The organism is Okeania sp. KiyG1, from assembly GCF_014132355.1.
Taxonomy (GTDB): domain Bacteria; phylum Cyanobacteriota; class Cyanobacteriia; order Cyanobacteriales; family Microcoleaceae; genus Okeania.
On record NZ_BLZO01000058.1, the window covers coordinates 25,962 to 51,036 of the forward strand.

Here is a 25,075-nt window from a genome sequence, read left to right on the forward strand (position 1 = left end):
TGAAAAAAAGTGCATGAATAAATGTTATAAACAGAGTTAATTAAACAACTTTTATGTGAGGTTGATAATTATAGTATTGCTCGAAATCTTAGTGGGTTATATTTTGTCTGTCAGAAGTGTTGAAAATATTAGTTTTGGGGAGGCGATCGCTGCCTGAAATATAGTTAAACAGCATAATTTAATGAAAAATAAGTCAATGACTAAACAATCTCAAGAATTTAACGAACAAGGTATTCTCTCTCATGGAAATCAAAATGAAAGTCTCGAAGAAACTATAGAAAGGATTAAACAAAGAATTATCCAAACTGGAGATCAACCCCACGTTACTGTGGCTAAACAATTAGAACTTCTTAATGAGTTAACAGGTTTTCCTTTAGGGAAATTTTTATTACAAAATGGAGGGTTTAATGGCTATTGGACAGATTATGTAATGGAACACCAGTATAAAGGAAAGTTTACTGGTATTGATGCACAAGGTCGTACTTTAACAGAATTAGAAAAATTTATTTTGGAGAGAAATCCTCGTGTTATTGCTACGCAACAAAGATATATCAATTTCAATAAAATAATTCAGAATTATGTACAAGATAATATAGTTTTTGCTTCCTTACCTTCTGGGGTAATGAGAGATTTGTTGAAGTTGGATTTTACCGGAGTAGAAAATTTTCGTTTAGTGGGAATTGATATTGACTCTGAAAGTTTAGAGCAGGCAAAAAAAATAGCAGTAGAATATGGGTTATCAGAAAAAGTAGAATTTCATCAGGAAGATGCTTGGAATCTGCCTTTTCAAGATGAATTTACACTATTAACTTGCCATGGTTTACATATTTATGAACCTAATGATGGAAAAGTCACCAAGTTATATCAACAGTTTTTCAAAGCATTAATCCCAGGAGGCATATTAGTAACCAGCTTTACAACCAAATCCCCAAATGTTGACCCTAATTCAGAATGGGATATGAGTCAGATTAATTCAGAAGATTTATTACTTTCAAAAATTATATTTTTTGATGTATTAGATGTTAAATTTACAGCCTTTAGGAGTTCATCAACAACAAAATTACAATTACAAACTGTTGGGTTTGATGAAATAGAATTTATTTGGGATAATGCTAGAATATATCCCACGGTAGTAGCGAGAAAGCCTAAATAATAATGTAGAGATTTTTTTGATTTGACGTAGAATAAATGATTTGTCAAAAATCAATAATTATAGATTAAAAATGAAAAGTATTACCGAATAATTAATAATTAATAATTAATAATTAATAATTAAATAATTCGCGCCTTGAAGCCTCCCCTTTTAAAGGGAAAAAAGCGGTCGTAGCGGAGCTTCCCGTAGGGTGGGATGGCGTTTGCTAATGCACAACTACGTTAACGCGTTTGCGGTAGCATTCCGAAACGGAAAGCGTCCCGGAGGGAATGGTCCCCTCGCCATATCCAATCGACCAAGAGAAGAAATAATATCTCCTGATATTCAATTCCGTAGCGGTTTTAACCAGAGGTAATTATCAATTATCCATTATCCATTAATGAACCCTGCTCCCTAATTTCAAGAAAATTTATATAGCAACGAATAGGGAACATTGGCAAAAGCTTTTCTCTGTCTTTAGTTCATCATCAATCTATGTCCTAAAAAACTTATTTATTGCTATATAAAGACACCATAAAACTACTACAATAATTGAGAAAATCAACTAAATTAACAACTGTTATTCTAGAAAATATAGAAATAAAAAAATAGTAAAAATATAGTGAAAAGCATATAAAACTATGGTATATAATTACATTATGTTTGTAAAGTAGTAGTTGGATATATCTAAATTATTGTCCTAATTTAACCGATATGCCTAATGACAGAATTACCGAATAATTAATAATTAATAATTAATAATTAATAATTAAATAATTCGCGCCTTGAAGTCTCCCTTTACCAATGGATAATTGACAATTGATAATTGATAATTAAAGAGTTAGAGAGGCGCGAGAATTATTTCATTATCCATTATCCACTATCCATTATCCATTAATACTATTTCCTTATATTCAATTCCGTAGCGGTTAAAACCCGAGGTAATTATCAATTATCAATTATCAATTATCAATTAATGAAATGAGAAGCCATAACAGTTATAATTAAAAAACAGAAACAATAGAATAGTAAAAATATCAATTTAAGGATATCAAATTATGGCATACGATTACGATCTATTTGTGATAGGTGCAGGTTCAGGAGGGTTAGCATCTTCAAAAAGAGCAGCATCTTATGGGGCAAAAGTAGCGATCGCTGAAAATGATTTAGTAGGAGGTACTTGCGTCATTAGAGGATGTGTCCCAAAAAAACTGATGGTTTACGGTTCCAGATTTTCCCACTTGTATCAAGATGCAGTAGGTTATGGTTGGAGTCAAGTAGAACCTAGTTTTGATTGGCATAAATTAATAGATGCTGTAAATACAGAAGTTCTACGTTTGAATAAACTACACATCAGTTTCCTAGAAAAAGCAGGAGTGGAACTAATAGAAGGATATGCCAAATTTATCGACCCCCATACCGTAGAAGTAGGCGATCGTAAAATCACAGCAGATAAAATCTTAATCGCTGTCGGTGGGAAAGCAGAAAAAATAAACATTCCTGGAATTGAACATAGTATTACTTCCCGCGAAATGTTCCACCTTAAAGAACAACCAAAAAGAATGGCAGTTTGGGGAGGTGGTTATATCGGTGTAGAATTTGCCGGAATTTTAAATGGTGTCGGTACCGAAGTTACTCAAATTATTCGCCGGGATTTAATTTTGCGAGGTTTTGACCAAGACATCCGCAGCAATATTCAAGAAGGAATGACAAAACATGGAGTAGACTTCCGCATCAATACAAATGTAGAAAAAATTGAGAAAGTCGAAGAAGGGTTAAAAATTCACTTAACTGGAGAAAACACCGAACCTCTAATTGTCGATACATTCCTCTGTGCAACTGGTCGCAAACCAAACTTAGAAGGTTTGAACTTAGAAAACGCTGGAGTAGAAACAGTCCGTGGTGCAGTTGCCGTTAGTAGAAACTGTCGTACCACTCAACCAAATATTTATGCAGTGGGAGACTGTATAGATAAAGCAAATTTAACTCCTGTTGCTATTGCCCAAGGTCGTGCTTTTGCTGATACAGAATTTGGTAATATTCCTAGATCAATTTCTCTAGAAAATATTCCCACAGCAGTTTTCTCAGAACCAGAAGGTTCAACAGTAGGTTTAACAGAAGCAGAAGCTAAAGAAAAATTTGGTGACTCCATCAAATGTTACCGCGCCAAGTTTCGCCCAATGTTCCACAGTTTCACAGGTGCAGATGAGAAAGTAATGGTGAAATTAGTAGTTGAGGGTAATACCGACCGCGTTTTAGGAGTACACATGGTCGGTAAAGATGCAGGAGAAATTATCCAAGGAATGGCGATCGCTGTTAATATGGGTGCAACCAAAGCAGACTTTGACCGCACTATTGGTATTCACCCCTCCACATCAGAAGAGTTAGTAACTTTACGTTGAAAAAGGTGTTCAACAATTAATAATTAATAATTAATAATTAATAATTACCTCTCCTTTAAAGGAGAGGATTTTTACCTTAATTATTCGGTAAGTGGTTACTGGTAGGTTAAAAGACCTAATGTAACACCTTTTGAGAGTAACTAATATCATGTCCGAAGGTAATCGTTTGTGTAAAAGTTAGCGTAAATATCTACAGGGAATTTAAGTTTTTTTCTTGCTCTTTCTTAAGTTTTTCTGTCTATTTCCTATTCCCTATTCCCTACCTTCACTATACAATACCGATGCTACCGGACATGATATAAGATAAAGTTACCTTGGTGAGAGTTGCGCTAAAGCGTTATAACTAAAAAGAAGCGCTTTAGCGTTTTTAAAGTAAAACATGAGTTGGAAGAGAGAATTTTAGTAAAAAAAGTTAGTTCACCTTCTTAATTTTTTTTTCCAGTTAATTCATACCCAGCAAAATATCAAAAGGTAAATTTTTATGTCCCAGGCTTTTATTTCTACTGTATTAGGATTGTTTATTATACCCTTAACTATTAGTTCTGTTATTGCAACTCCTAACTACAATAACGATGGTCAAAAAATCACTCAAACAACAAAATTACAGAAGTCACAATCAACAGGAGAAAGTGTATTTCAACAACTAAATCTTACACAAGAGCAAGCTGATAAAATTGTGGAAATTCGTCAGCAACATCAACAGAAAATTATTCAAAGTTTAGAAAAATTGCGGGGCGCTCAGGAAGAATTAAATCAAATGATAATTGCTACTAATACTGATAATCAACTACGACAAAAACATGGCGAAGTTTTACAGTTGAGAAGAGAGTTGGCAGAATTACAATTTAATACTATTCTCAAAATTAGAGAAGTGCTAACTCCCGAACAATTACAACAGTGGTCAAAGTTAATGCAGCAACGCCGGGAATCTCTCAAAAATCCCTAGTAAAATTAACTTTAAAAACTAGCATTTAACAATTAATAATTAATAATTAATAATTAATAATTACCTCTCATTTTGAATACTTATAAATAAACCATGTAGGATTCAGGAGTCAGGAGGGAAGGAAGAAGCAAGAAGCAAGAAGCAAGAAGCAAGAAGCAAGAAGCAAGAAGCAAGAAGCAAGAAGCAAGAATGCATCCCCCCTTGCCCCCCGATGATGCGCTATCCCTTATAAGGAACTCCTGAAAACCCTGTAGGGAGTGTGGGAGATGTGGGAGGTGTGGGGAGTAAGAATCTTGTCTACAGTTCTCAAAAAAATGTATTTTTTTTATACACTTTTCTCAAGAAAAAGCCTTTCAAAGACTTATACATAACTTGTCTATTTTGTCAAATTTTATGTTAAGAAAGATGTTTATAAAGCATAGCTTTGAAAGGGGGGAGGAATAAGGAAGAAAGACATCTGGTGATAATAAAAAATAAAATCAATTATCACACATAAATTATCAATTATTTCCCCCTACTGCCTACTTCCTACTCCATCTTTTGGAGGAGATGTCTTAAGATTAAAACTCAGAAAATACAAGATTTTTCCTTCTTCAATACAAGCTTTAAACATAGTATTGTAGCCAAATAAATTAATACCATTTGGATAAAAAATTGCTACGAATTACTATTTCTTATTATTAACTTTGAACAAAAAAATGCTGAATAACTACACTTATATTTATTTACATGGGTTTGCCTCTAGTCCCAAATCTAATAAAGCCATATATTTGCGCGATCGCTTCGCCGAAATCAACCTCAATCTTAATGTTCTTGACTTAAACCAAAATGATTTTTACAACCTAACTTTGACAAGACAAATTCATCAAGTAGAGTCAGAAATAACAAAAAAATCTACACCAACAATATTAATTGGCTCTAGCTTTGGAGGATTAACATCTACTTTTTTAGCAGAACGAAATCCAAATATTAAAGCAATAATTTTACTGGCACCAGCCTTTAAATTTTTATCCCATTGGCAACAAAATTTAGGAGAAGAAAAATTACAAAAATGGCAGAAAAGGGGAAATTATTGGATATACCATTATGGAGAAAAAAAATATTCACTACTGAGTTATGATTTTATAGTTGATTTGAACGAGTATGAAGATAAAAATTTAAAACGTACTTTACCAACTTTAATTATCCATGGTTTAAATGATAACGTGATTCCCATTCAAGTTAGTCGAGAATTTGTTGCCAAACGCTCCTGGGTAGAGTTAATAGAACTTGATACTGACCATACTTTAGGGAATGTAATAACAAAAGTTTGGCAGGAAATTTATCAATTTTTAAACCAAGACTTTAGTTAGATAAATAATTAAGATAAGGTTATAAATATTGTATTAGTAAAACAAAATTAATTATGATAATAGGATGTCATAAAAAAAAGACGTAAACGAATGAATGAATTTAAAACTATACAAACTTTAGCAGTTGATATTGGTGGCAGCGGGATTAAAGTAATAGTCTTAGATGAAACAGGAGAACCTACCACAAAACGTAGTCGTGTAGAAACACCAGACCCAGCAAAACCAGACCCAATATTAAAAGAGATTGTCTCTTTAGCAGCAGAACAAGGAGAATTTGATAGAGTATCGGTAGGTTTCCCTGGTGTAGTTATGGATGGTGTAATTAAAACAGCAGTAAATTTAGATTCTGACTGGACAGAGTTTAATTTGGCAACAATGCTTTCAGAACGGTTGGGGAAACCAGTGCGAGTTGCTAATGATGCCGATATTCAAGGACTAGGAACAATTGAAGGCAAAGGAGTAGAGTTGGTAGTTACTTTAGGAACTGGTTTCGGTTCCGCATTGTTTGTAGAAGGAAAGCTAGTGCCAAATTTGGAAATGGGTCATCATCCATTTCGTAAAAAAGACACTTATGAGGAACAGTTAGGAAGAGCAGCATTAGATGATGTTGGTAAAAAGAAATGGAATAAGCGCTTAGAAAAGGCGATCGCAACTCTACAACATTTATTTAATTGCGATTGTATTTATCTTGGTGGTGGCAATGCAAAAAAAATTGAATTTGAATTACCAACGAATGTAAAAATAGTGCCGAATGTCAATGGTTTATTAGGAGGAATTGCTTTATGGAAGGAATAATTTATATCATGTCCGGATAAGAGCGCTCTGGAAAAAACTTATCATGAGTGCTTCAACAGTAAATCTTTCTATTTTCCCTACTCCCCTACTCCCCTACTCCCCCGCTCCCCTACTATCTTAATTATAAGTATTCAACCGGACATGATATTAGGAGTCATAATTTTAATATTTCTCTATTTAATTAGGATTGACTAATTTTAAAAGCTTTTGCTTAACTTGTTGTACTATTTTTGGATTATAGCAGTCGAAGGAAAAGCCAGGAACACATCAAAAGCTTAAAACTTAGACAACGCCAAATTTTCCCTTCTCTGGTAGATAATTAAACGCCTTCTTCCTTCTTCCTTCTGCTATAACCAAGTAAATGTTTAGCTATCTCGACTAGAATGTAGGGTTTGGATAGATTTGTCAAGTTCCATTCTTTGTTTAGCTTGATGTAAAAAGTAACCACTCATCATCGCAGAAGCCAACATTTGACCAAAATTTTCTCTGCTAGTAGTTATAGTCATGCCAAAATGCTCTGGTGGTAAATTTCCTAACATTCCTCTTAAATTTTGTTCCATAATTTGAGCAACTTTTGGTTCTGGTTTAGAAAGTTGAGCTACAGTATCAGGATTCAAAGATTGAACATATTGCCATAATAAGTTATCAATACTAGATTGATCAGCAGAATATTCAGAGGGATTACTTGGAAGGTTATTCATAGTGCTTATCTGAAATTAATAGAATTTAGTATTTAGTTACATATTAGCAATATTTTCGAGCTACTCTATTAAGTGTTACCGAACTTTTCGATCCGGTTTTTTCTACTCTAGAATAGCTAAATCATATTTGACGTTGTACAACTTGCCGATTGATTTTGTTAAAAGAAGCTGTTAAAAATTATAGCTCGGGAATAGCGATCGCTATTTATAGCAGAAGTAAAGAAGGAAGAAGGAAGAAGGAAGAAGGAAAAGTATTACGTTGTCTGAGTTTTAAGCTTTTGACCTGTCCTAACCTTTACTTCGACTGCTATAATTTACAGCGGTTTTCCTGCACGGTAGACCACAGTAGGGGCGTTAGCGGAGCTTTGCGTTAGCAAATGGCATTCGCCCTTAGACGTTGCATGCAATATCCCTACAATATTTTGGTTATGGCGATGTGGTTCATCAATTTGAAAAGCACTGTAAACTTCCCAGTTAACTAGCTATCAGCTTTTAGCACTTCAGTGCTTCAGCTTGAGCGCAGCTCTGGGTAAAAATCCCCAGCTTCCGAACGGTAGGATGGCCCTCGGAAGAATTGATATCATGTCCGGTAGCATCGGAGTGTGTATAGAATTACAGCAGTTTTCGAGTTGATGAAGTACAAAATTTTAGGACTGTAGGGAGTAGGGAGTAGGGAGTAGGGAGTAGTGGCGTGACACGCCTAAAATGGTGCATCGGGTAGGGGCGGGTTCCGCGGTAGGGGCGGGTTCCGCGTTAACTGAATGGTTTTACCCAGGACCTGGTGAACCCGCCCCGGTTTTACCCAGGACCTGGTAAACCCGCCCCCGCACCAATAATCTAATGCACTGTAAGTCACAATTGTAAGAAACCCTTTCCTAGGTCATGCTACGCAAACAGCTCCCGCTGGCTTCCTTCCACTAAAGTATAAGTATTCAAGTAGACATGATATAAGTCCTGATATACTGACTATGTAGTAATCTAAAATAATATTCCTTTGAAGGTATGGGTAGTTCAAAAAATAATTCCTCTAATATGAAATCTGCTAAAGGCGATCGCGTAGTTTACTCAGAGTTTGGTAATAATGCCACCTCCCCAGCAACAGAAAGAGCAGTACCAAATTTACCGCCAAATCAACAAAATTTAAAAGTACAAGCATCCCGCAAAGGTCGCAAAGGAAAAACAGTTACAATTATTAGTGGGTTTCAGTCGAACCAGGAAATTTTGACAGCTTTACTGAAACAACTTAAAAATCAATGTGGTGCTGGTGGTACTCTTAAGGATAATGAAATTGAAATTCAGGGGGAACATAAGCAAAAGTTACTGGAGATTTTAACGAAATTAGGTTACAAAGCTAAAATTAGCGGTGGTTAAGGTATTTAATACTAAATCCGGTTTAGAACGGAGCTTTATTAGGGAACTAAGGCAGAAGGCAGAAGGTAGAAGGGTTAAAGAAGATTTGGAAAAAGTACCTTTTCATAACCTGATTTAGTATCAGGATGATAAATTTCAACAAACTGTAATTAGGGTTTGCTGAAAAATCTTTTTCCTGAGGCAGGGAATAGGGAATAGGGAATAGGGAATAGGGAATAGTTAAAAGTCAGGAGGAATGGGAGTTATAGAGAAGGTGATCGTTAATGACAGCAAGAGTGATTGTTCTACTATAGTCACCCCAAAATCCGCTCCATGCATGAGCATGAAGAGCTAAAACAGGCGCACAATTTCTAGACCCAAAAAGGCTAAAAGCTTTATCTGTAAATGCTTTTAGATTTAATCAGCAAACCCTAATTAAAGCAGTTAAAGTAGACAGATCGAAGCAGTAGGGAGTCAAGAATATATGAGTTATATTTCCCATGAATTTTAACTCTTCTTCCCTACTGTAATTTGCTTTAATCTCTAGTCTATATAATACAAAAACTGCTTTATAAAATCAGGAAAATATAACAGAGATACTAAAGAAGGGGAAATATTTTCCCACTTTTGCCTGTTCCCAGTTCCCTGCTATAAATGTGCCAACAAGATTTATATAGCTAATATTAAGATCGATAATTGTTGCGGAATTTTGATTTTGGCTTTGTAGTTTTAAATAAGAAGTAATTAAACTTATATTAGTGGAGATATATCAATGTTTAGAACAGTTGCTTTAGTATTACTAGGAACTTCTGTTGGTTTTGGATTTTCTATGGTAGGTAATGGTAACGGGTTTGCTATTAAAGTACCTCAAATAGAAGCAGGAAAATTAGAATGTCGTTGGTTACCTGAGGATACTTCTAATAACTCTTCTATTAACGAAGAATTCTTGGAGCCGAGATATTAGACTTGCTCTCAAGTCCAATTTGAATTACACATAATTCCTCAGTACGTTGAGAAAAGCTATATTTTATCTTTCCTTTTGAATTCTCATAACTAGCTCTACTTAATTAAATATAAAACGTTCTACTATGTAGTTATTTCGATTTCCTCAATAATTCATTTCCTCAATAATTCTCACTACTGAAAAATTGTGGTCTAAAGCCTCCCATTTTCAGAGGATAAAAAAAGATAATATTCGCCAAGGTCAAGCCTCCTTATTGCAAGAGGTACTGTTAGCGTAGCTCCTCCGGAGGAGGCTAATTGATAACGCAGTTCCTTTGATAAGAGGCTAGCGTAGCTCCGACCTTATGAGGCTAACTGATAACTGAAATGACCCAGATTTGATATAACTACTGACTCGTGAATTTATCTAGAAGTATATCAATGCTCTCTAATACTTGCTGAAACTGTTGGGCTAAGATTAAAGCTTTGGTAGATAAAACTTCCAGATCGGGAGTTTCACTTCGTAGATCCTGATGTAGAGAGGCAGCAGACTTGTAGAGGGTCTCTGCTCCAATGTTACCTGCTGCTCCTTTGAGGGAGTGAACCAAATATAACGCATTCTTCAAATCTCCACAGTTTAATGCTGTTAGGATTTCAGCATCATACTTTTGTTGAGAGGTTTGAAAGATTCTCAGAATGTCCTTATAATCACTCCACTCACCACCCGTAAACTCTAAACCCAAATTGACATTCAGACCAGGCAGATATAATTTATCAGTATCTGGAACAGAAGTATTTTCTGGAAGAACACTAGGGATATTGTTCCTGGGTACAGAAGAACTGTTAGTTGGAATAATCCACTTCAGAAGAGTCTCATATAACTCTTGAGGGTTAACAGGTTTGGATAGATGATAATTCATCCCCGCTGCCGAACTTTTAGCTTTATCTATATCCATAGCATTAGCTGTCATAGCAATAATTGGCACTGTGGCAAACCATTGTGTTCTGCTGTTGTCTTCCTCTGCCAGAGAACGGATATGGCGAGTGGCTTCTAGTCCATCCATTCCTGGCATCCGAATATCCATCAAGATTAGGTCGTAAACCTGCTCCATAACTTTAGCGATCGCCTCTTTTCCATTAGTTGCGCAATCTACTGTCAACCCCACCTTTTGCAGTAATTCCCTGGCTATTTGTTGGTTCACTGCATTGTCTTCTACAAGTAGAATATTAGCCCCCTGAAATTCTTCCAGTTCTGCCATGCAGGAAAATCGAGTCTCTCTAGAATCACTGAGTACCGGATAACTAAAATTATCGTCAGGCTCCCAGAGGTAGCCCAGTTCTAGTTCAAAGTAGAATATACTACCTTTACCGAGTTCGCTCTCAACACTAATGTTGCCGCCCATCACGTTCACAAGACCCTTGCAAATTGCTAATCCGAGTCCTGTACCACCGTACTTGCGACTGGTAGAAGCATCCACCTGGGTAAAGGACTGAAATAGTTTTTCCAGATCACAAGGACTAATACCAATTCCTGTATCTTGCACCTGAAATTTCAGGCAAACAGTTTCCTGGCTATAAGTGAGTAGTTCAATTCTAATGGTAACGCTACCTGTTTCAGTGAACTTGATAGCATTGCTCGCTAGATTCATCAAAATTTGAGTTAAGCGTAGTGAGTCTCCAATTAAATACTGGGGAATCCCTTCCTCAAGCTGAAATAATAGTTCCAGCCCTTTTTCAGAAGCTTTTAGACCAAGAACATTGTTGATTTGATTCAGGATTTGAACTAATTCAAATGGGATAGATTCCAGTTCCAGTTTCCCGACTTCGATTTTGGAAAAGTCCAGGATATCGTTGATGATTTCCAATAATGATTGGGCAGAACTCTGGATTTTGGCGAGATAGTCTTGCTGGTAGTGGGTAAGATCGGTTTGTAAAGCCAAGTGAGTGAGTCCCAGAATACCATTCATTGGTGTACGAATTTCATGACTCATCAGGGCTAAAAATTCGCTCTTGGCACGGTTAGCATATTCGGCAGTTTCTTTTGCTTCTCGCAACTGCTGTTCGGCTAATTTGCGCTCTGTGATATCCTGTACCGTACCTACAAGATGCGTTACTTTGCCGGAGATATCCCACAAAGGTCTGCCACGAGCCGATACATAAACTAAACAGCCATCTGGTCGGTAGATGCGACATTCGATTTTGTAGGGTTGAGCGGTTGCTATGGTAGTCTGAACTGCACTATCTATACCTTTGCGGTCTTCAGGATGAACAAGTTCTAGGAAGCCTTCATAAGTTAGAGTTTTCACTGCTGGCGACTGTCCAAAAATGCGGAAAGTTTCCTCCGACCAAGCAACTACGCCAGTTGTTAGATCGAATTCCCAACTGCCCAGTTTACCTATTCTTTGTGCTGCTTTTAAATGAGCTTCACTTTTGCGTAGAGTTTCTTCAACTTGTTTACGACTGCTAATATCAGTAATTGTGCCAACATAACCGATTTTCTGCCTCTCAGGATTCCATTCTGCCACTGCTTGTGCATACACCCACTTCACAGTACCGTCAGGATGTTGCAAGCGATATTCCATTTGGCCAGAATGCTTACCTTGGAGAAATTGCTCCCAGACTGTGGCAACCATAACTCGATCGTCGGGATGTAACGCCTGTTGCCATCCAGTTCCAGTTGCTGCCTCTACAGATATCCCAGCAATCTGACTCCAGCGGTCATTAACATAGATACAATTGCCTGTCAAGTCAGTACGAAAAATTCCCACTGGAACAGTTGCAGCTAATGTTGAGTAACGAGTTTCGATATTATTCAAGGCAGATTCTGCTCGTCGTCGTTCTTCCAGTTCAACCTTTATTTGCTCATAAGCTTTTCCCTGTTGGATAGCAATGGCAATGTGAATAGATAATCGTTGTAGTAAGTCGATACCATCTTTTTCCCAAGCATAGGCACGATCGTGGCTGGCAAGAATCAGACCCCACAGTTCCTTTTCTACTATAATTGGCACAACCAGAGTAGCACGAAGACCAGAACGTACAAGGATTTCTTGATTTTCTGGACTGATACCTGATTCGTATACGTTATTTACTACCCGAATATGACCATGGCGATACTGCTCCATCCATTCAGGTGTCACCCAGATATGGGCAAATTCTGCATCCAATAGCGATCGCTCACCTTCAGCAATTGACTCAGCAACCACAGTATCAGAAGAGTTAGGATGGAATTGGTAAACCATCGCCCGATGGCAGTGCAACAGGGAGGGAATCTCTTGTACTGCTGTATCAAGAATTTTCTGCAAATCCAGCGACGACCTGATCTGGTCTGCTACAGTCATCATTAATTTTTCGCGTTCTGCCTTAGCTTTGAGAGTATTAGTTCTAGCTTCCACCAATCTTTCTAGTTCAACAGTGCGATTTTCCAGTAGTTTGATTCGCTCTGCTTCTAGACGCACCACCCGTTGTTCCAAAACTTCCGTCAACTTGCGAACTTCCTGGGGATTGATAGCTTGCAATACACTTGTCTGTGTCACAATGCCTATAAGTTCTCCTTGCTCTCCTGTCACCATTAACCGACGAATGTTGTGCTCTTCCATAATCTGTTGCACAGTCCAGAGTGAAGCTTCTGGTTTAACTGTCAGGATCGGTTTACTCATCATTGCTTCTGCTATGAAATTGTCTAGATTTAGACCCAATGCCTGAAATCTAACCATATCTCGCTCAGTCAGCATCCCCACCGGAATTTGCAGTGATTCTGTATCAGGTGCTACAATTACGATGGAACTAATATGGCGATCGCTCATCATTTGGGCAATTGTTAACAGGGATGTCTCCGGTGTAGCACAAATCACCTTATGGTTCATAACTTCGCGCACTAGACGTAGTCGTAGCAGGTCAGTTGGTTGGCAAATTTGTCGCAAACTATCGTGGGTAACTAACCCAACCAGATGCCCATCTCTATCTAGAATCGGCAAGTGACGAATCTGATGCTGCTGAAGCAGGTTAATTACAAAAAACAAATCGGTAAAATCATCCTCAGGTAGGGTAATGACAGAACGTACCATAATCTGACCTATTACCAAGTGTTGGAGGGGTTGTTGCTGGGCACTTAAGTGGACTACATCCCTCTCAGTCATAATACCTACGACCCGCCCTTCCTCAACTACTAATACGCAACTTGACCTTGCCCCTTGATGACGATCTTTTTCTGGTCCATCTGCAATTTTTGCATCCCTGGTGAGCGATCGCCATTTATTCATTAAGGTAATGGCATCTCTGACTGTTGTCTCCGGATTTACAATCAGGGGATTCCTAATGATTGCAGATTTTAGGTCTAGCTGAGTAAGCACTGTGGTGCGAACAGAAACTTGACTAACACAGTTGCATAGAAAGGTAGCTGTAAGGTCTCCCTTGATCAGATAATCTGCTGCTCCTAGTTTCATTGCTCGTACTGCAACTCGCTCATCTCCCAATCCAGTCAGTACAATTACAGGTAATCTATCTTTAGGGTAGTGAGTGGCAATTGCTTCTAAGAACTCCAAGCCATCTCCATCCTGTAGATTTACATCAACCAAGGCTATATTTGGTCGTTCCGAGTACCACATTTCTATTCCTTCTTCTAAGGTTTCTGCTTCTATTATGCGGTAAGTGCGGTCTGGATCTGATTTAAGATAACGAATGTAGGTAAGGCGATCGACCTCAGAATCATCTAGAAGTAAAATAGTTATTGTCGGTGATAAGGCTTCAGGTGTGCTAGCATTGCTGTCACCATTGGGAATGTTGCTATAGCTTGAGTTAGACATTTTTGTGCTTCTTTGAGGAAGTAGTCAGTAGGAGTGATAACAATGCGAGTGATGGTAGAGTATTCAACCTATCAGGCCACAATTATTAATGGTAAAGCTTACTACAGCTAGATATACTAAATATTTAGATTGGTAAGTCTTGGAAGTAAACTTCTTGATTTGATCGATCTCCTGTATTTGAAAAATAGTTAACAAGTTTTTGTTACTGTATTCATCACCCTAAAATATATTGTAGATTATAGTTTAATAGTTATAATCACGCAATACTAAGCATAAAATAAATAAATAGTTACTATACTAGCACGGCAAATATTCTAACTGCTGACAAATATTACAGCGCTGTTCAAATTGATGAACCACATCTTCACAAGCAAAATCTTGTAGGGACGTTCCATGGAACGTCCCTACTGTAGTCTACCCAAATGAAAACCGCTGTAAATTAATTTTGCACAGGTACTTATACCATTTCTCAAAAGCTTTTCAAACCGTATCTTGAGTAGGGGAGTGGGGGAGTAGGTAGGGACGTTGCATGCAATGTCCGTACAGAGAAAGTAGTTCTTGTTAATGATTTATATCAATTTGAAAAAAGAATGCTACAAAAAGGTAGACCTTGCTCGGATATGCTTAAAAATAGCTTATCCAGTTCATTTTAGATAGTTATTTATATTGTTTTCCCTTTTTTTCAATATTTATCCCTTCTTCCTTCTTTCCTCTTCCTTCTTTCGTAGGGACGTTGCATGCAACGTCCCTACCATTTGTAACAAACATTTATCACGCTTAGTATTATATCATGTCCGCTGGGGCGCGTTTGTGTAAAATCAAGGGTGAATATCTACAGAAAATTTACGTTTTTTCAAGCTTTTAAGCCTTCTTCCCTCTTCCTTCTTCCAACTTCGGTCTTCCTTCTTCCTTACTTCACTATACAATACCGATGCTACCGGACATGATATTACTGATTTTGAAAATACAACAGATTCGGTGGTATTTTAGGTAAAAAGATGAACGATTAAGTGCGAGCATCTTGCCCGTCACAGAGGTACGTCATTGAGATGAAATATTCTGTATAACTCAACAATTAGGCAAAATAGCTGTTTCAAACCAATAGGACAAAAAATCTTCTATGTTTTTGCTAAAAGTTTTAATATTCACTGGTTTTTCCATATAGCTATTCACTCCCTGTTCATAACAAATTTGAATATCTTTAGTATTTGATGAAGTTGAAAATACAACTATAGGAATAATTTTTAATTTTTGATGATTCTTGATAATTTTAATTACTTCTCGTCCATCAGTTCCTGGCATATCTAAATCTATTAAAATCAGTGTAGGACGAGGAGCTATTTCAGGAGAATACTCTCCTGTCTGGAAAACAAAATCTAATGCGTCATCTCCATCTACACATCGATATATAGGATGTTCAAAACCTTGTTTTTTCAGAAGTCGGATCAATGTAGTATAATCTTCTTCACTATCTTCAACTATTAACAAAGATAAATCTTTTTTTGTTTATTTAATAATGCATTCATTAATAATTAATTCTCCGATAATTTGACATAGAAAGTTGTTCCTTCTCCATAATTAGACTCCAGCCAAATTTTACCACCATGACGTTCAATAATTTTTTTAACTATTGTTAAACCTACCCCTGTACCGTCACCAAACTTATCTTTTCCATGTAATCTTTTAAAAAGTTTAAAAATTGTCTCTATATGCTTTTCTCGAATACCTATGCCATTATCTTTGACGTATATAAAACAGGCAGATTCTTCCGTGTATTTATAACCAACTTCTATAATTTTATGATTTTTTTATTATATTTAATCCCATTATTAATTAAGTTGCTAAATACTTCTTCCATGAGAATTTTATCACCATAAATCACTGGCAAATTATTCTTTTTATAATTTCAATAGATTCATTAGGTTTACTCATTCTAATAACTTCTGCCACATTTTCAATTAATTCATTCAAATTAATTGGAGATTTATTAAGCTCCTGACGACCCAAATGGGAAAGAAACAATAAAGCGTTAATTAAATCCTCCATTCGTTGACTTAAACGCACCAATGTCTCTAATTTATCTCGACCATCTTGGTCAAGAATTTCTCCATAATCTTCCATCAAAAATGTAGAATAATTATGAATACCCCGCAACGGCTCTTTTAGATCGTGGGAAGCAATATAAGTAAAAGAATCTAAATCACTATTACTTTCTTCTAGTTCAAGATTTATTTCTGCTAATTCAGCTACTCTCTTTTGTGCTAATTCAGTCATTCTCCGCATCACAATTCCCAAAATTGTACTTTTGAGTTCTTGTACTGCTTCTATTTCATAAGATTGCCAAGGTAAAGAATGACATTCAACTGCTTCCAGCCATTTTGCAAAAGATTTCCTAGGCAAAAGTGTTATTGTACCATCCGACTCAATTTTACCAGGTTTTTTGGGATTTCCAGCCCAACTAACTGTTTGACTTACTTCTGGGCGAAACCATAACAGATAATTTTTTGAACTTTAGTAATTTCTAACACTAATAAACCACTAGCAATCTCTTTAAATTCATTAGCTGGAGGATAAATTTTCGGCAAAGAATCTGTGTAATATACATCAGTCTTTATTTGAAGTTTAACCCAATTAAGCAAAGGTTCAATTTCTTCATCTTTGAGAGTTTCTCCGATTTTTTGCACTTTTCCTTCTACATAAACTATTGCTCCTGTTGCCCCTACTATTGTTAATAATTTTTCTCCAATATTTTTGAAGGCCATCAATAAATTTTCAGACTCAGAAATAGCTGATATTACTTGAGATTGTATGGATTTTAGATGAATTTTATAATCTAAATTATCATGTTGTTCTTTTGTCGTAATATGAACAGACATTACTTGTCCAAAAAAATCACAAACTGTTCGTAAATTGTAGGGAATATATTTAGTTGAGTAGTGATGACAAGCAATCAATCCCCATAATTTTCCTTCTTTTAATAAAGAGATTGACATAGAAGCTTTTACACCCATATTCTGGAGATATTCTATATGAATTGGGGAAACACTCCGCAACACAGAAAAGCTTAAATCTAGGGGTTGGTTGGTCAAAGGATTATTTTTAGGCAACAGCTCCACAGATTGATAGTTAATATCTGGAATAATTCGCAGATAATTAACATTGTAAAGATGTCTTGCTGGTTGAGGAATATCAGTCGCGGGATAATGTAAACCTAAATATGGCTCTAATTCTTCTTGTTTATCTTCAGCAATAACTTCTCCTGAATTATCGGCATGAAACTTATATATCATCACCCGGTCTAACCCTGTCAATCGACGAATTTCTCTAACTACAATTGAACAAAGCTCCTGTAAGTTTGCAGACTTCTGAATCCGAGTAATAGTGTGGCAAGTGAGTTTATAAAATTGGAAAAAATCTTGTTCTGATTCAATTTTACAAGGTTCAAGTTCTACAATTACTACCCCGTTATTGCGATGTACAATACTGTTAAAAATTTTGGTTTCATTCCCACATTTTATAGATAATTTTAGTGGGTTTAAATATTCAAAATCTCCTGTTAAACTATTACGAATACAATCTATTTGTCGATTTTCTAATAGATATTTTATATTTTGTTTTAGTAGATTTTCTGGGAGAATATTTAGCCATTTTTCTGTGTTACTACTAACTTGAATAATATCCAATTCTGGTTCTTGTAAAACTAGCAATACCCCATGAGGTTGAATCGAACCAGGAATATGAATTTGTTCGCGGTCGCAATTAGTTAAATTTACTGTTTCTGCAGTTATAATTTCAGTTTTATTGCTCATTACTTCTAGTTTTAAGTTGGTATAAAGAAGGAAGAGAGTTCAAGAATTTAGAATTTAGAATTTAGAATTTAGAATTACCGAATAATTAATAATTAATAATTAAATAATTCTGGTTTAAAGCCTCAATTTTTAGGTAATATCATGTCTGGTTAAATACTTATACTTTAGAGGAAGGAAGGCAGAAGGGAAGAAAAAGTTAAAAGGAGTAAGGTTTTTTTATCACTGATTATCCGGACATGATATGACACCAATTTCTATCTATTAATGCTATACTTCAACAGTCAAATATTTACCAAGAATCAAAGTCTTTTTTTGACAATTATTAGTCGATTAGTATAGATTAAATTTTTCCTACTTTTAACCTCATCTCCCACACCTCCCACACTCCCAGCACTCCCCACACCCTGACTATTTAATCCTCTAATTCCTCAATTAATTTTGGAACTCCCGCAGTTAATACTTCATTTCCTTCAGCAGTAACTAAAACATCATCCTCAATTCTAACTCCAATTCCACGCCAACGGTCATACACTTCCGGTTGACCTTCAACTGATTTAATATTCGGTCCTATATAAATACCAGGTTCCACAGTTAAAACTTGCCCTGGTTGTAAATTTTGCGGTTCTTCTCCCCACTGATAAACACCCACATCATGTACATCCAAACCTAACCAATGTCCGGTTCTGTGCATATATAAATGCTTATATTTTTCCTTTTCAATTATTTCATCAATATTACCTTTTAACAATTTTAAATCAATCAAACCTTCCACTAATACTCGTACTGCTGTATCGTGAAATTGTTTATAAGGGTTTCCTGGTTTTACTTCAGCAATTGCTGCTTGTTGCGCTCTTAAAACCAACTCATAAATAACCTTTTGTTCCGGTGTAAATTTTCCACTGATAGGAAAAGTCCGAGTAATATCAGAATTATAATAATTGTAGGCAGCTCCAGCATCAATTAACAACAAATCATTTTCTTGCATTTGCCGATTATTTTCTATGTAATGAAGAATGCAAGAATTAGCACCAGAAGCAACAATAGAAGGATAAGCAGGAGTAGCTCCATGACAAGAAAAAATATACTCCATTTCAGATTGAACTTGATATTCAAACTGCCCCACTTGAGCAAACTTCATCGCATGGTTATGAGCATCAACAGCAATATCAGCAGCTTTCCGCATTTGTTCTAATTCCGCAGTACTTTTCAGCAAACGCATCGGATGTAAAACCGTACCCGCATCTTGAATAGCGATCGGTCCAGTACCAGTTCTCGGATAGACCCGCATCAAATTTTGCCAATGTCGAAGAATTGTTTCATTGAAGTTGCGATCGCGTCCTAAGCGATAATAAATTTTATCTGCCTTTTTCAAATATTCAGGTAACTTTTTATTCAGTTCATTAATAGAAAAAGCTGCATCAGCACCATACTTTTCCTTAGCAACTTCCACACCAGCGCGATAACCACTCCAAGTTTCTTTTAATTGGTCTTTTGGTTGCACAAACAGAACAAATTTATGCTTTTCATGGTGTGGTGCAATAACTGCCACAGCTTCCGGTTCATTAAAACCAGTTAAATAAAAAAAATCGCTATCTTGACGATAAGCATATTCTACATCATTGTGCATGACAGCCATCGGCGCACTTCTAAATATAGCCGTACCATTGCCAATTTTTGTCATTAATTGTTTGCGTCTTTGTTTATATTCTGTTGAAATTGCCATATTTTTTAGAAGTAAGAAAGAATCAGAAAGAAGGAAAATATTTTGATTTTGGGATAAATATTTATATTAAATACCCAAATTTTTGCTATTTCAAACTATAGCATTAACATTCTATTTCATATAGCGGTTGAAGGAAAGGGCATGAGCTCAAATCCGGTTGAATACTTATTATATAGTTGAGAGTGGGGGACCCACCCTAACCCCGACCGTGGAGGGGAAGAGGGAGTGGGGGAGTAGGGGAGATTAAATAGACATCTTCAATAATAAAAAATCAATATCTATATCGTACAGAAATTATAAATTATTTCCCTGTAGGGACGTTGCATAAGAGCATCCCTACTATGCATGAAGGAGATGTCTAATATTGAAGTAATTTAAGAAATTATAAACAGATATTAGACTTGTCGTTTTATAACTTAAAAAATCCCCAAAAACCTTGTTCTGTAATAATTGTAGCTATGGGAGAGTAAAAATGCTTGGAATTATTCCTCTGTCTAGGTTAGAGCGATTTTTTTCCTTTATTTAGCGACAACTCTATTATATAACCGGATTCTATGTGCAACCCCACCGGATTTGATATGAAAAGTTCAAAAGCTTAAAACTCAGACAACACCAGATTTTTTCTTTTATACCAAGGGTGAAAAAAGAATGTTACAAATAATAAGCAGTATTAAAATAATTTGTAGGAAATATCTATTGGACGAAAAAGATAAATTACTACATAAGAATACGACTCTGTCCTCCTATCTTCCCCTCCCTCCCCTCCTGGGAGGAGGGGCGAGGGTGGGTTGGGAGGGGAGGGGCGAGGGGTGGGTTGGGAGGGGAGGGGCGAGGGGTGGGTTGACTCAATCGCAGTCACCTAAATATTTGTAGCAAAGATTTATCAAACTGGTATTATTCCTGGCATTGGTGAATGCTTCATTAATTGATAATTGATAATGGATAATTGATAATTACCTCGGGTTTTAACCGTTACGGAATTGAATATAAGGAAATATAAATTATTTCTTCTCTTGGTCGATTGGATATGGCGAGGAAACCCATCCATCCCTCGACCGCTTTTTCCCTTAAAGGGGAGGCTTCAAGGCGCGAATTATTTAATTATTAATTATTAATAATTCAGTAATGCTTTTGTTTTAAATCTCTATAAAAAAACTCATAGTTGTACTGTTCATAAATATTGAAGGGCATTACCTAATCACCAACCCCTTATTCTTTCTTCCTTATCTCCTAGATAACTAAAGACTTACTTCTTTCCTCTTCCTTCTTCCTTCTTCCTTCTTCCTTCTTCCTTCTTTCTTCTTCTTTGTCTCCTAGAGAACTAAAACCTTCCTTCTTCCTTTTTCCTTCTTCCCGCTATATTAAAAGAACCAAAAATTAAGCACAAAAACTACTTAACTTTCAGTTCTTTTTTAAGACACTATATTTCACACTTCAACTATTAGTAAATTAGGTAATGTATCATCATAAACCTACTAAATTAACTGAAGTGTAAAACCTCAATTACGCTGATAGCTGATAGCTAACCGCTGAAGTGCTTCTTTAATTACATGATGGGAACAAAACGTTCTTTTTCTGGAACATTAGTGTACTCAGCGACAATTTGTCGGAACTCATCACCATCAATAGTTTCTTTCTCAACGAGCAGATCGACTAAACGATCTATAACAACCCGGTTCTCACGCATTATATTACAAGCGTGCTCATAACAATGCTCAACAATAGTGCGAACTTGATCGTCAATACGAGAAGCGATCTCATCAGAATATTCTGAACGAGTCATTAGGTCGCGACCCAAAAACACCTCACTTTGTTGAGTTTCCAGAGACATCGGACCAAGATCGGACATACCATAACGAGTCACCATTTGACGTGCCATCCCTGTAACCTGTTGGAGGTCATTACCAGCACCAGTTGTCACCTCAGCATCACCAAAAATAACCTTCTCAGCAGCACGACCACCAAGAGCGCCAGTAATACGAGCCAAAATTTGTGACCTCGAGATTAAACCTTGGTCTTCACTAGGCATAAACCAGGTGAGACCACGAGCTTGACCACGGGGAATCAAAGTAACTTTTTGCACGGGGTCATGCTCTTTCATCAAAGTACCAACGATCGCATGACCAACCTCGTGATAACCAATTAACCGCTTGCTCTTACCATCCATAAGTGGAGTTCCCTCCATACCTGCGACCACCCGGTCTACAGCATCATCAATTTCCGGCATAGTAATTGCTTCTTTACGACGACGAGCAGTGAGAATTGCCGCTTCATTCAACAAGTTGGCCAAATCTGCACCTGTAAAACCAGGAGTACGACGAGCGATCGCATCTAGGGATACTTCTTCACTGATTTTTTTGTCGCGAGCGTGAACTTCCAGAATTGACAAACGACCTTTAATGTCGGGAGCATCAACACCAACTTGACGGTCAAACCTACCTGGACGTAATAATGCAGAATCTAATACATCAGGGCGGTTAGTAGCAGCAATAATAATGATACCAGTGTTACCCTCAAAACCATCCATTTCTGTCAACAACTGGTTAAGAGTTTGTTCCCTTTCATCATTACCACCACCGATACCAGCACCACGTTGTCTACCCACCGCATCAATTTCATCAATAAAGATAATACAGGGAGCATTTTCCTTTGCTTTTTTGAACAGGTCACGAACGCGGGAAGCACCCACACCCACAAACATTTCCACAAATTCCGAACCAGAAATACTGAAAAATGGAACACCAGCTTCACCAGCGATCGCCTTGGCCAACAAAGTTTTACCAGTTCCCGGAGGGCCAACTAACAGCACACCTTTAGGAATTCGCGCTCCCACTGCAGTAAATCTTTCTGGTTTTTTGAGGAAAGTCACAACTTCTTGTAATTCTTCCTTGGCCTCATCAACTCCAGCCACATCATCAAACAGTACACCTGTTTTCGCCTCCATTGAGAAGCGGGCCTTAGACTTACCAAAATTCATTGCTTGTCCAGGGCCACCAGGAACGTTACTGGAGCGACGGAAGAGGAAAAATAGACCGACAATTAATAAAACTGGGAAAACCAAATTTCCTAATAAGCCCCATATTGCCCCTTCATTGCGTGGGGGATGGCTGTCAAAGCTGATATTTGCCTCTCGTAGACGAGAAATTAGGTCTGGGGAATTGGCTGGTAAATCTACTCGTAATCGTTGGACTCGATTATCTAGTTCTGGATCTACTGCTTCAACAATAGCTGTACGGCCACCCTCATAAAGGTCTACGCTTGTAACTCGGTCTGCTTGTAAGTAGTCCAAGAATCGACCATAGCTCATCCGGGTACTGGCGGTATTGCTACCCATGTTTGCTACTGTTGGGGAGAATGCTCCTTGCCAGATAAAAAAGCCGATGACTAGAGCTGGTAAACTCCAAAGTACAATTGTTCTCCAAGAAATTTTCATAAATTATTGGCCTCTTTTAGTAAAATTGAATTGAAATAGCTAGTGTAATTTTTACACCCTTGACATCTTTACCTACCTGATTTGGGAGAGCTTTCCTACGGAATGTTAGGCAAAGGCTAAGAATGCATCTGCCTTTTTTGGGGTAGACCATTTCAGGTCTAAAGGTTGGCTTCACAGGTAAGTCAGCGCGGTCTTGGGGTTTGCTCATGAGCTACTGGCACTGACACCGCTAGTTCAGCGACCAAGAAATACTCATAATCTTAACTAAATGTAACTTAACAATAGACATTAGGGCAACTACTTGGACTTCCAGAACAAATCTCCTGGCATTGACACAAATAAATTAGGGTTTGCTGAAAAAGTATTTTAGTAGGAGTAGGAGACAGAAGACAGGAGTTAGGAGTCAGTAGACAGCAAACAGGAGTCAGTGGACAGGAGTCAGGAGACAACCTACCCCTAACCCAACCCACCCCCGCCCCTCCTAGGAGGGAGCCAGGAGGGGGAGACAGGAGGAACGGGGAATGAGCGAGGAGGTAGGAGTAACAATTGTCAATTTGGGATTTTTCTGCCCTACTATGGCCTAAAATACCCTCAAATTTGAGCATGAAGAGCTGAAAAATTTGCATTGCAATTCGACCCCAAAAAGGCACTTGTCTTTATCTGTCAATGCTTTTAGATTAGATCGGTCAGGCCCTAAATTAGGGAGATGGGGAGATGGGGAGTGTGGGGGGATGGGGAGATTCGTATATTTGCACAATTAAATGTATTTCTGATGAATATTCTCTGGCGACAAAGAATTAGCCCTGCCGGGAGTGTGGGGGGATGGGGAGTGCGGGAGAAATTAAAAAATATATATTCTTACCATTACCATGCAGTACTACCAAATAATTGAATAATTGACGATTTATAGATCGTAATTGCTTTGATTTTTGATTTTGGGAGATGTCTATTGAGGAGGGAATAGTGAAATTCTACGGTTTTGATGAAAAAATAAGCGAAGGGTATTATTAGGAATATTTAAGAAGGAAATATTAATTTCAGGTTAAATCTTTAAATGAATATAAAGTCATTTTGTTAAAAGTAGGGAATTACTCTAGTTGCCTAGATGTTTTGCTTACCTAAGAATAAGAAGTGAAGAGAGGCACAGTCAAAAAATCAACTTTTTTCCTTTTCCTTTATTTGTACTAAACATTTTTAACTTAAGATGCTAAATTCATGGAGAGTTATTTTCATTAACTTAGAAATTCCGATCGCAATTCCTGCAAAGTATCATTAACTTTTTAATTAATGGAAGGAGTTTCGTGAAACGATGCTTTAATAATAATTTTGACCGGACTAATATCTAATATTATATTTAGTTAGCTATATGCCCTCGGCTCAAAATAACAGGTTTGACTAAAAACCTATCTAGATAAAGTCTGAAAATCTCCACCTTTCAACCGAGCGGTCGAAAATACTCCCTTGTTAAAACAAGTGTGAAATGGAGGAAGGTCTCACACCTGATATGGGAATCTCCTCCTGCTGCAGAAGTGAAGGGTCATTTCAGTTATCAGTTATCAGTTATCAGTTATCAGTTATCAGTTATCAGTACCTTCGACTAAAGCCGGAGGCTTGAAATACTGAACTGAATATTCTCTTGGTCGATTGGATATGGCGCAGGTTTCCTCGCCATCCCACCCTACGGGAAG

Annotated in this window: 16 protein-coding genes and 1 pseudogene; 9 read left to right on the forward strand and 8 right to left on the reverse strand. The window is 37.0% G+C overall.

Annotated features, from left to right (window positions below; translation table 11 throughout):
• The first annotated feature begins 196 nt into the window (after positions 1-196).
• The 5 genes from SAGCYANO_RS10985 (at position 197) to SAGCYANO_RS11005 (ending at position 6,627) form a co-directional block, all read left to right on the forward strand.
• Positions 197-1,153 carry a class I SAM-dependent methyltransferase gene (locus SAGCYANO_RS10985; RefSeq protein ID WP_202220111.1) on the forward strand — a complete coding sequence of 319 codons (957 nt, stop codon included), beginning with the start codon at positions 197-199 and terminating at the stop codon, positions 1,151-1,153.
• Between the two features lie 1,037 nt (positions 1,154-2,190).
• Positions 2,191-3,534: a glutathione-disulfide reductase gene (gene gor, locus SAGCYANO_RS10990; RefSeq protein ID WP_202220112.1), complete on the forward strand. Its 1,344-nt coding sequence runs from the start codon at positions 2,191-2,193 to the stop codon at positions 3,532-3,534.
• Positions 3,535-4,015: 481 nt separating this feature from the next.
• Positions 4,016-4,480, forward strand: a complete 465-nt coding sequence (locus SAGCYANO_RS10995; protein WP_202220113.1) for a Spy/CpxP family protein refolding chaperone — start codon at positions 4,016-4,018, stop codon at positions 4,478-4,480.
• Between the two features lie 698 nt (positions 4,481-5,178).
• On the forward strand, positions 5,179-5,832 hold the full coding sequence (locus SAGCYANO_RS11000) for a YqiA/YcfP family alpha/beta fold hydrolase (protein ID WP_202220114.1): 654 nt from the start codon (positions 5,179-5,181) through the stop codon (positions 5,830-5,832).
• Between the two features lie 90 nt (positions 5,833-5,922).
• Positions 5,923-6,627, forward strand: coding sequence for an ROK family protein (locus SAGCYANO_RS11005; RefSeq protein ID WP_202220115.1), 705 nt, complete (start codon positions 5,923-5,925; stop codon positions 6,625-6,627).
• A 365-nt stretch (positions 6,628-6,992) separates the two neighbouring features.
• Here the strand turns inward: SAGCYANO_RS11005 and SAGCYANO_RS11010 are convergent, their stop codons facing one another.
• Positions 6,993-7,328, reverse strand: a complete 336-nt coding sequence (locus SAGCYANO_RS11010; protein WP_202220116.1) for a DUF760 domain-containing protein — start codon at positions 7,326-7,328, stop codon at positions 6,993-6,995.
• Positions 7,329-7,477: 149 nt separating this feature from the next.
• Here SAGCYANO_RS11010 and SAGCYANO_RS11015 point away from each other — a divergent pair, with 149 nt between their 5' ends.
• The 3 genes from SAGCYANO_RS11015 to SAGCYANO_RS11025 all read left to right on the forward strand — a co-directional run bounded on the left by SAGCYANO_RS11015 (position 7,478) and on the right by SAGCYANO_RS11025 (position 9,642).
• Positions 7,478-7,702, forward strand: a complete 225-nt coding sequence (locus tag SAGCYANO_RS11015) for a hypothetical protein (protein WP_237396051.1) — start codon at positions 7,478-7,480, stop codon at positions 7,700-7,702.
• A 628-nt stretch (positions 7,703-8,330) separates the two neighbouring features.
• Positions 8,331-8,699, forward strand: coding sequence for a translation initiation factor (locus SAGCYANO_RS11020; RefSeq protein WP_202220118.1), 369 nt, complete (start codon positions 8,331-8,333; stop codon positions 8,697-8,699).
• A 751-nt stretch (positions 8,700-9,450) separates the two neighbouring features.
• Complete coding sequence (locus SAGCYANO_RS11025; protein WP_202220119.1) at positions 9,451-9,642, forward strand: hypothetical protein; 192 nt, start codon at positions 9,451-9,453, stop codon at positions 9,640-9,642.
• 385 nt (positions 9,643-10,027) lie between these two features.
• Here SAGCYANO_RS11025 and SAGCYANO_RS11030 read toward each other — a convergent pair whose 3' ends face one another.
• The 7 genes and pseudogenes from SAGCYANO_RS11030 to ftsH2 all read right to left on the reverse strand — a co-directional run bounded on the left by SAGCYANO_RS11030 (position 10,028) and on the right by ftsH2 (position 23,387).
• Positions 10,028-14,422: a response regulator gene (locus SAGCYANO_RS11030; protein ID WP_202220120.1), complete on the reverse strand. Its 4,395-nt coding sequence runs from the start codon at positions 14,420-14,422 to the stop codon at positions 10,028-10,030.
• A 1,068-nt stretch (positions 14,423-15,490) separates the two neighbouring features.
• Positions 15,491-15,910: a response regulator gene (locus tag SAGCYANO_RS11035; RefSeq protein ID WP_237396053.1), complete on the reverse strand. Its 420-nt coding sequence runs from the start codon at positions 15,908-15,910 to the stop codon at positions 15,491-15,493.
• Positions 15,911-15,954: 44 nt separating this feature from the next.
• On the reverse strand, positions 15,955-16,218 hold the full coding sequence (locus tag SAGCYANO_RS44550) for an ATP-binding protein (protein ID WP_307785870.1): 264 nt from the start codon (positions 16,216-16,218) through the stop codon (positions 15,955-15,957).
• Between the two features lie 82 nt (positions 16,219-16,300).
• Positions 16,301-16,705 (reverse strand): histidine kinase dimerization/phospho-acceptor domain-containing protein, encoded by a 405-nt coding sequence (locus tag SAGCYANO_RS44555; protein ID WP_375339918.1) that lies wholly within the window; start codon positions 16,703-16,705, stop codon positions 16,301-16,303.
• 51 nt (positions 16,706-16,756) lie between these two features.
• Positions 16,757-18,231, reverse strand: a pseudogene (locus SAGCYANO_RS44560) (GAF domain-containing protein); the annotation flags it as partial.
• A 412-nt stretch (positions 18,232-18,643) separates the two neighbouring features.
• Complete coding sequence (locus SAGCYANO_RS11045; RefSeq protein ID WP_202220121.1) at positions 18,644-19,954, reverse strand: aminopeptidase P N-terminal domain-containing protein; 1,311 nt, start codon at positions 19,952-19,954, stop codon at positions 18,644-18,646.
• Positions 19,955-21,500: 1,546 nt separating this feature from the next.
• The gene (gene ftsH2, locus SAGCYANO_RS11050) at positions 21,501-23,387 is read right to left on the reverse strand and encodes an ATP-dependent zinc metalloprotease FtsH2 (RefSeq protein ID WP_202220122.1); all 1,887 of its coding nucleotides are present in this window, start codon (positions 23,385-23,387) and stop codon (positions 21,501-21,503) included.
• A 706-nt stretch (positions 23,388-24,093) separates the two neighbouring features.
• Between ftsH2 and SAGCYANO_RS11055 the strand changes: the two genes are divergently transcribed.
• Positions 24,094-24,279: a hypothetical protein gene (locus SAGCYANO_RS11055; protein ID WP_202220123.1), complete on the forward strand. Its 186-nt coding sequence runs from the start codon at positions 24,094-24,096 to the stop codon at positions 24,277-24,279.
• The last annotated feature ends 796 nt before the right edge of the window (positions 24,280-25,075 follow it).

What these genes read in the sequence shown, in the direction of transcription:
- SAGCYANO_RS11045 (WP_202220121.1), bottom strand. Translation starts at nt 19,954, where the DNA reads ATGGCAATTTCAACAGAATATAAACAAAGACGCAAACAATTAATGACA.
- SAGCYANO_RS44555 (WP_375339918.1), bottom strand. Translation starts at nt 16,705, where the DNA reads ATGCGGAGAATGACTGAATTAGCACAAAAGAGAGTAGCTGAATTAGCA.
- SAGCYANO_RS11055 (WP_202220123.1), top strand. Translation starts at nt 24,094, where the DNA reads ATGGGGAGATGGGGAGTGTGGGGGGATGGGGAGATTCGTATATTTGCA.
- SAGCYANO_RS11030 (WP_202220120.1), bottom strand. Translation starts at nt 14,422, where the DNA reads ATGTCTAACTCAAGCTATAGCAACATTCCCAATGGTGACAGCAATGCT.
- SAGCYANO_RS10995 (WP_202220113.1), top strand. Translation starts at nt 4,016, where the DNA reads ATGTCCCAGGCTTTTATTTCTACTGTATTAGGATTGTTTATTATACCC.
- SAGCYANO_RS11020 (WP_202220118.1), top strand. Translation starts at nt 8,331, where the DNA reads ATGGGTAGTTCAAAAAATAATTCCTCTAATATGAAATCTGCTAAAGGC.
- SAGCYANO_RS10985 (WP_202220111.1), top strand. Translation starts at nt 197, where the DNA reads ATGACTAAACAATCTCAAGAATTTAACGAACAAGGTATTCTCTCTCAT.
- gor (WP_202220112.1), top strand. Translation starts at nt 2,191, where the DNA reads ATGGCATACGATTACGATCTATTTGTGATAGGTGCAGGTTCAGGAGGG.
- SAGCYANO_RS11000 (WP_202220114.1), top strand. Translation starts at nt 5,179, where the DNA reads ATGCTGAATAACTACACTTATATTTATTTACATGGGTTTGCCTCTAGT.
- SAGCYANO_RS11025 (WP_202220119.1), top strand. Translation starts at nt 9,451, where the DNA reads ATGTTTAGAACAGTTGCTTTAGTATTACTAGGAACTTCTGTTGGTTTT.
- ftsH2 (WP_202220122.1), bottom strand. Translation starts at nt 23,387, where the DNA reads ATGAAAATTTCTTGGAGAACAATTGTACTTTGGAGTTTACCAGCTCTA.
- SAGCYANO_RS11005 (WP_202220115.1), top strand. Translation starts at nt 5,923, where the DNA reads ATGAATGAATTTAAAACTATACAAACTTTAGCAGTTGATATTGGTGGC.
- SAGCYANO_RS11010 (WP_202220116.1), bottom strand. Translation starts at nt 7,328, where the DNA reads ATGAATAACCTTCCAAGTAATCCCTCTGAATATTCTGCTGATCAATCT.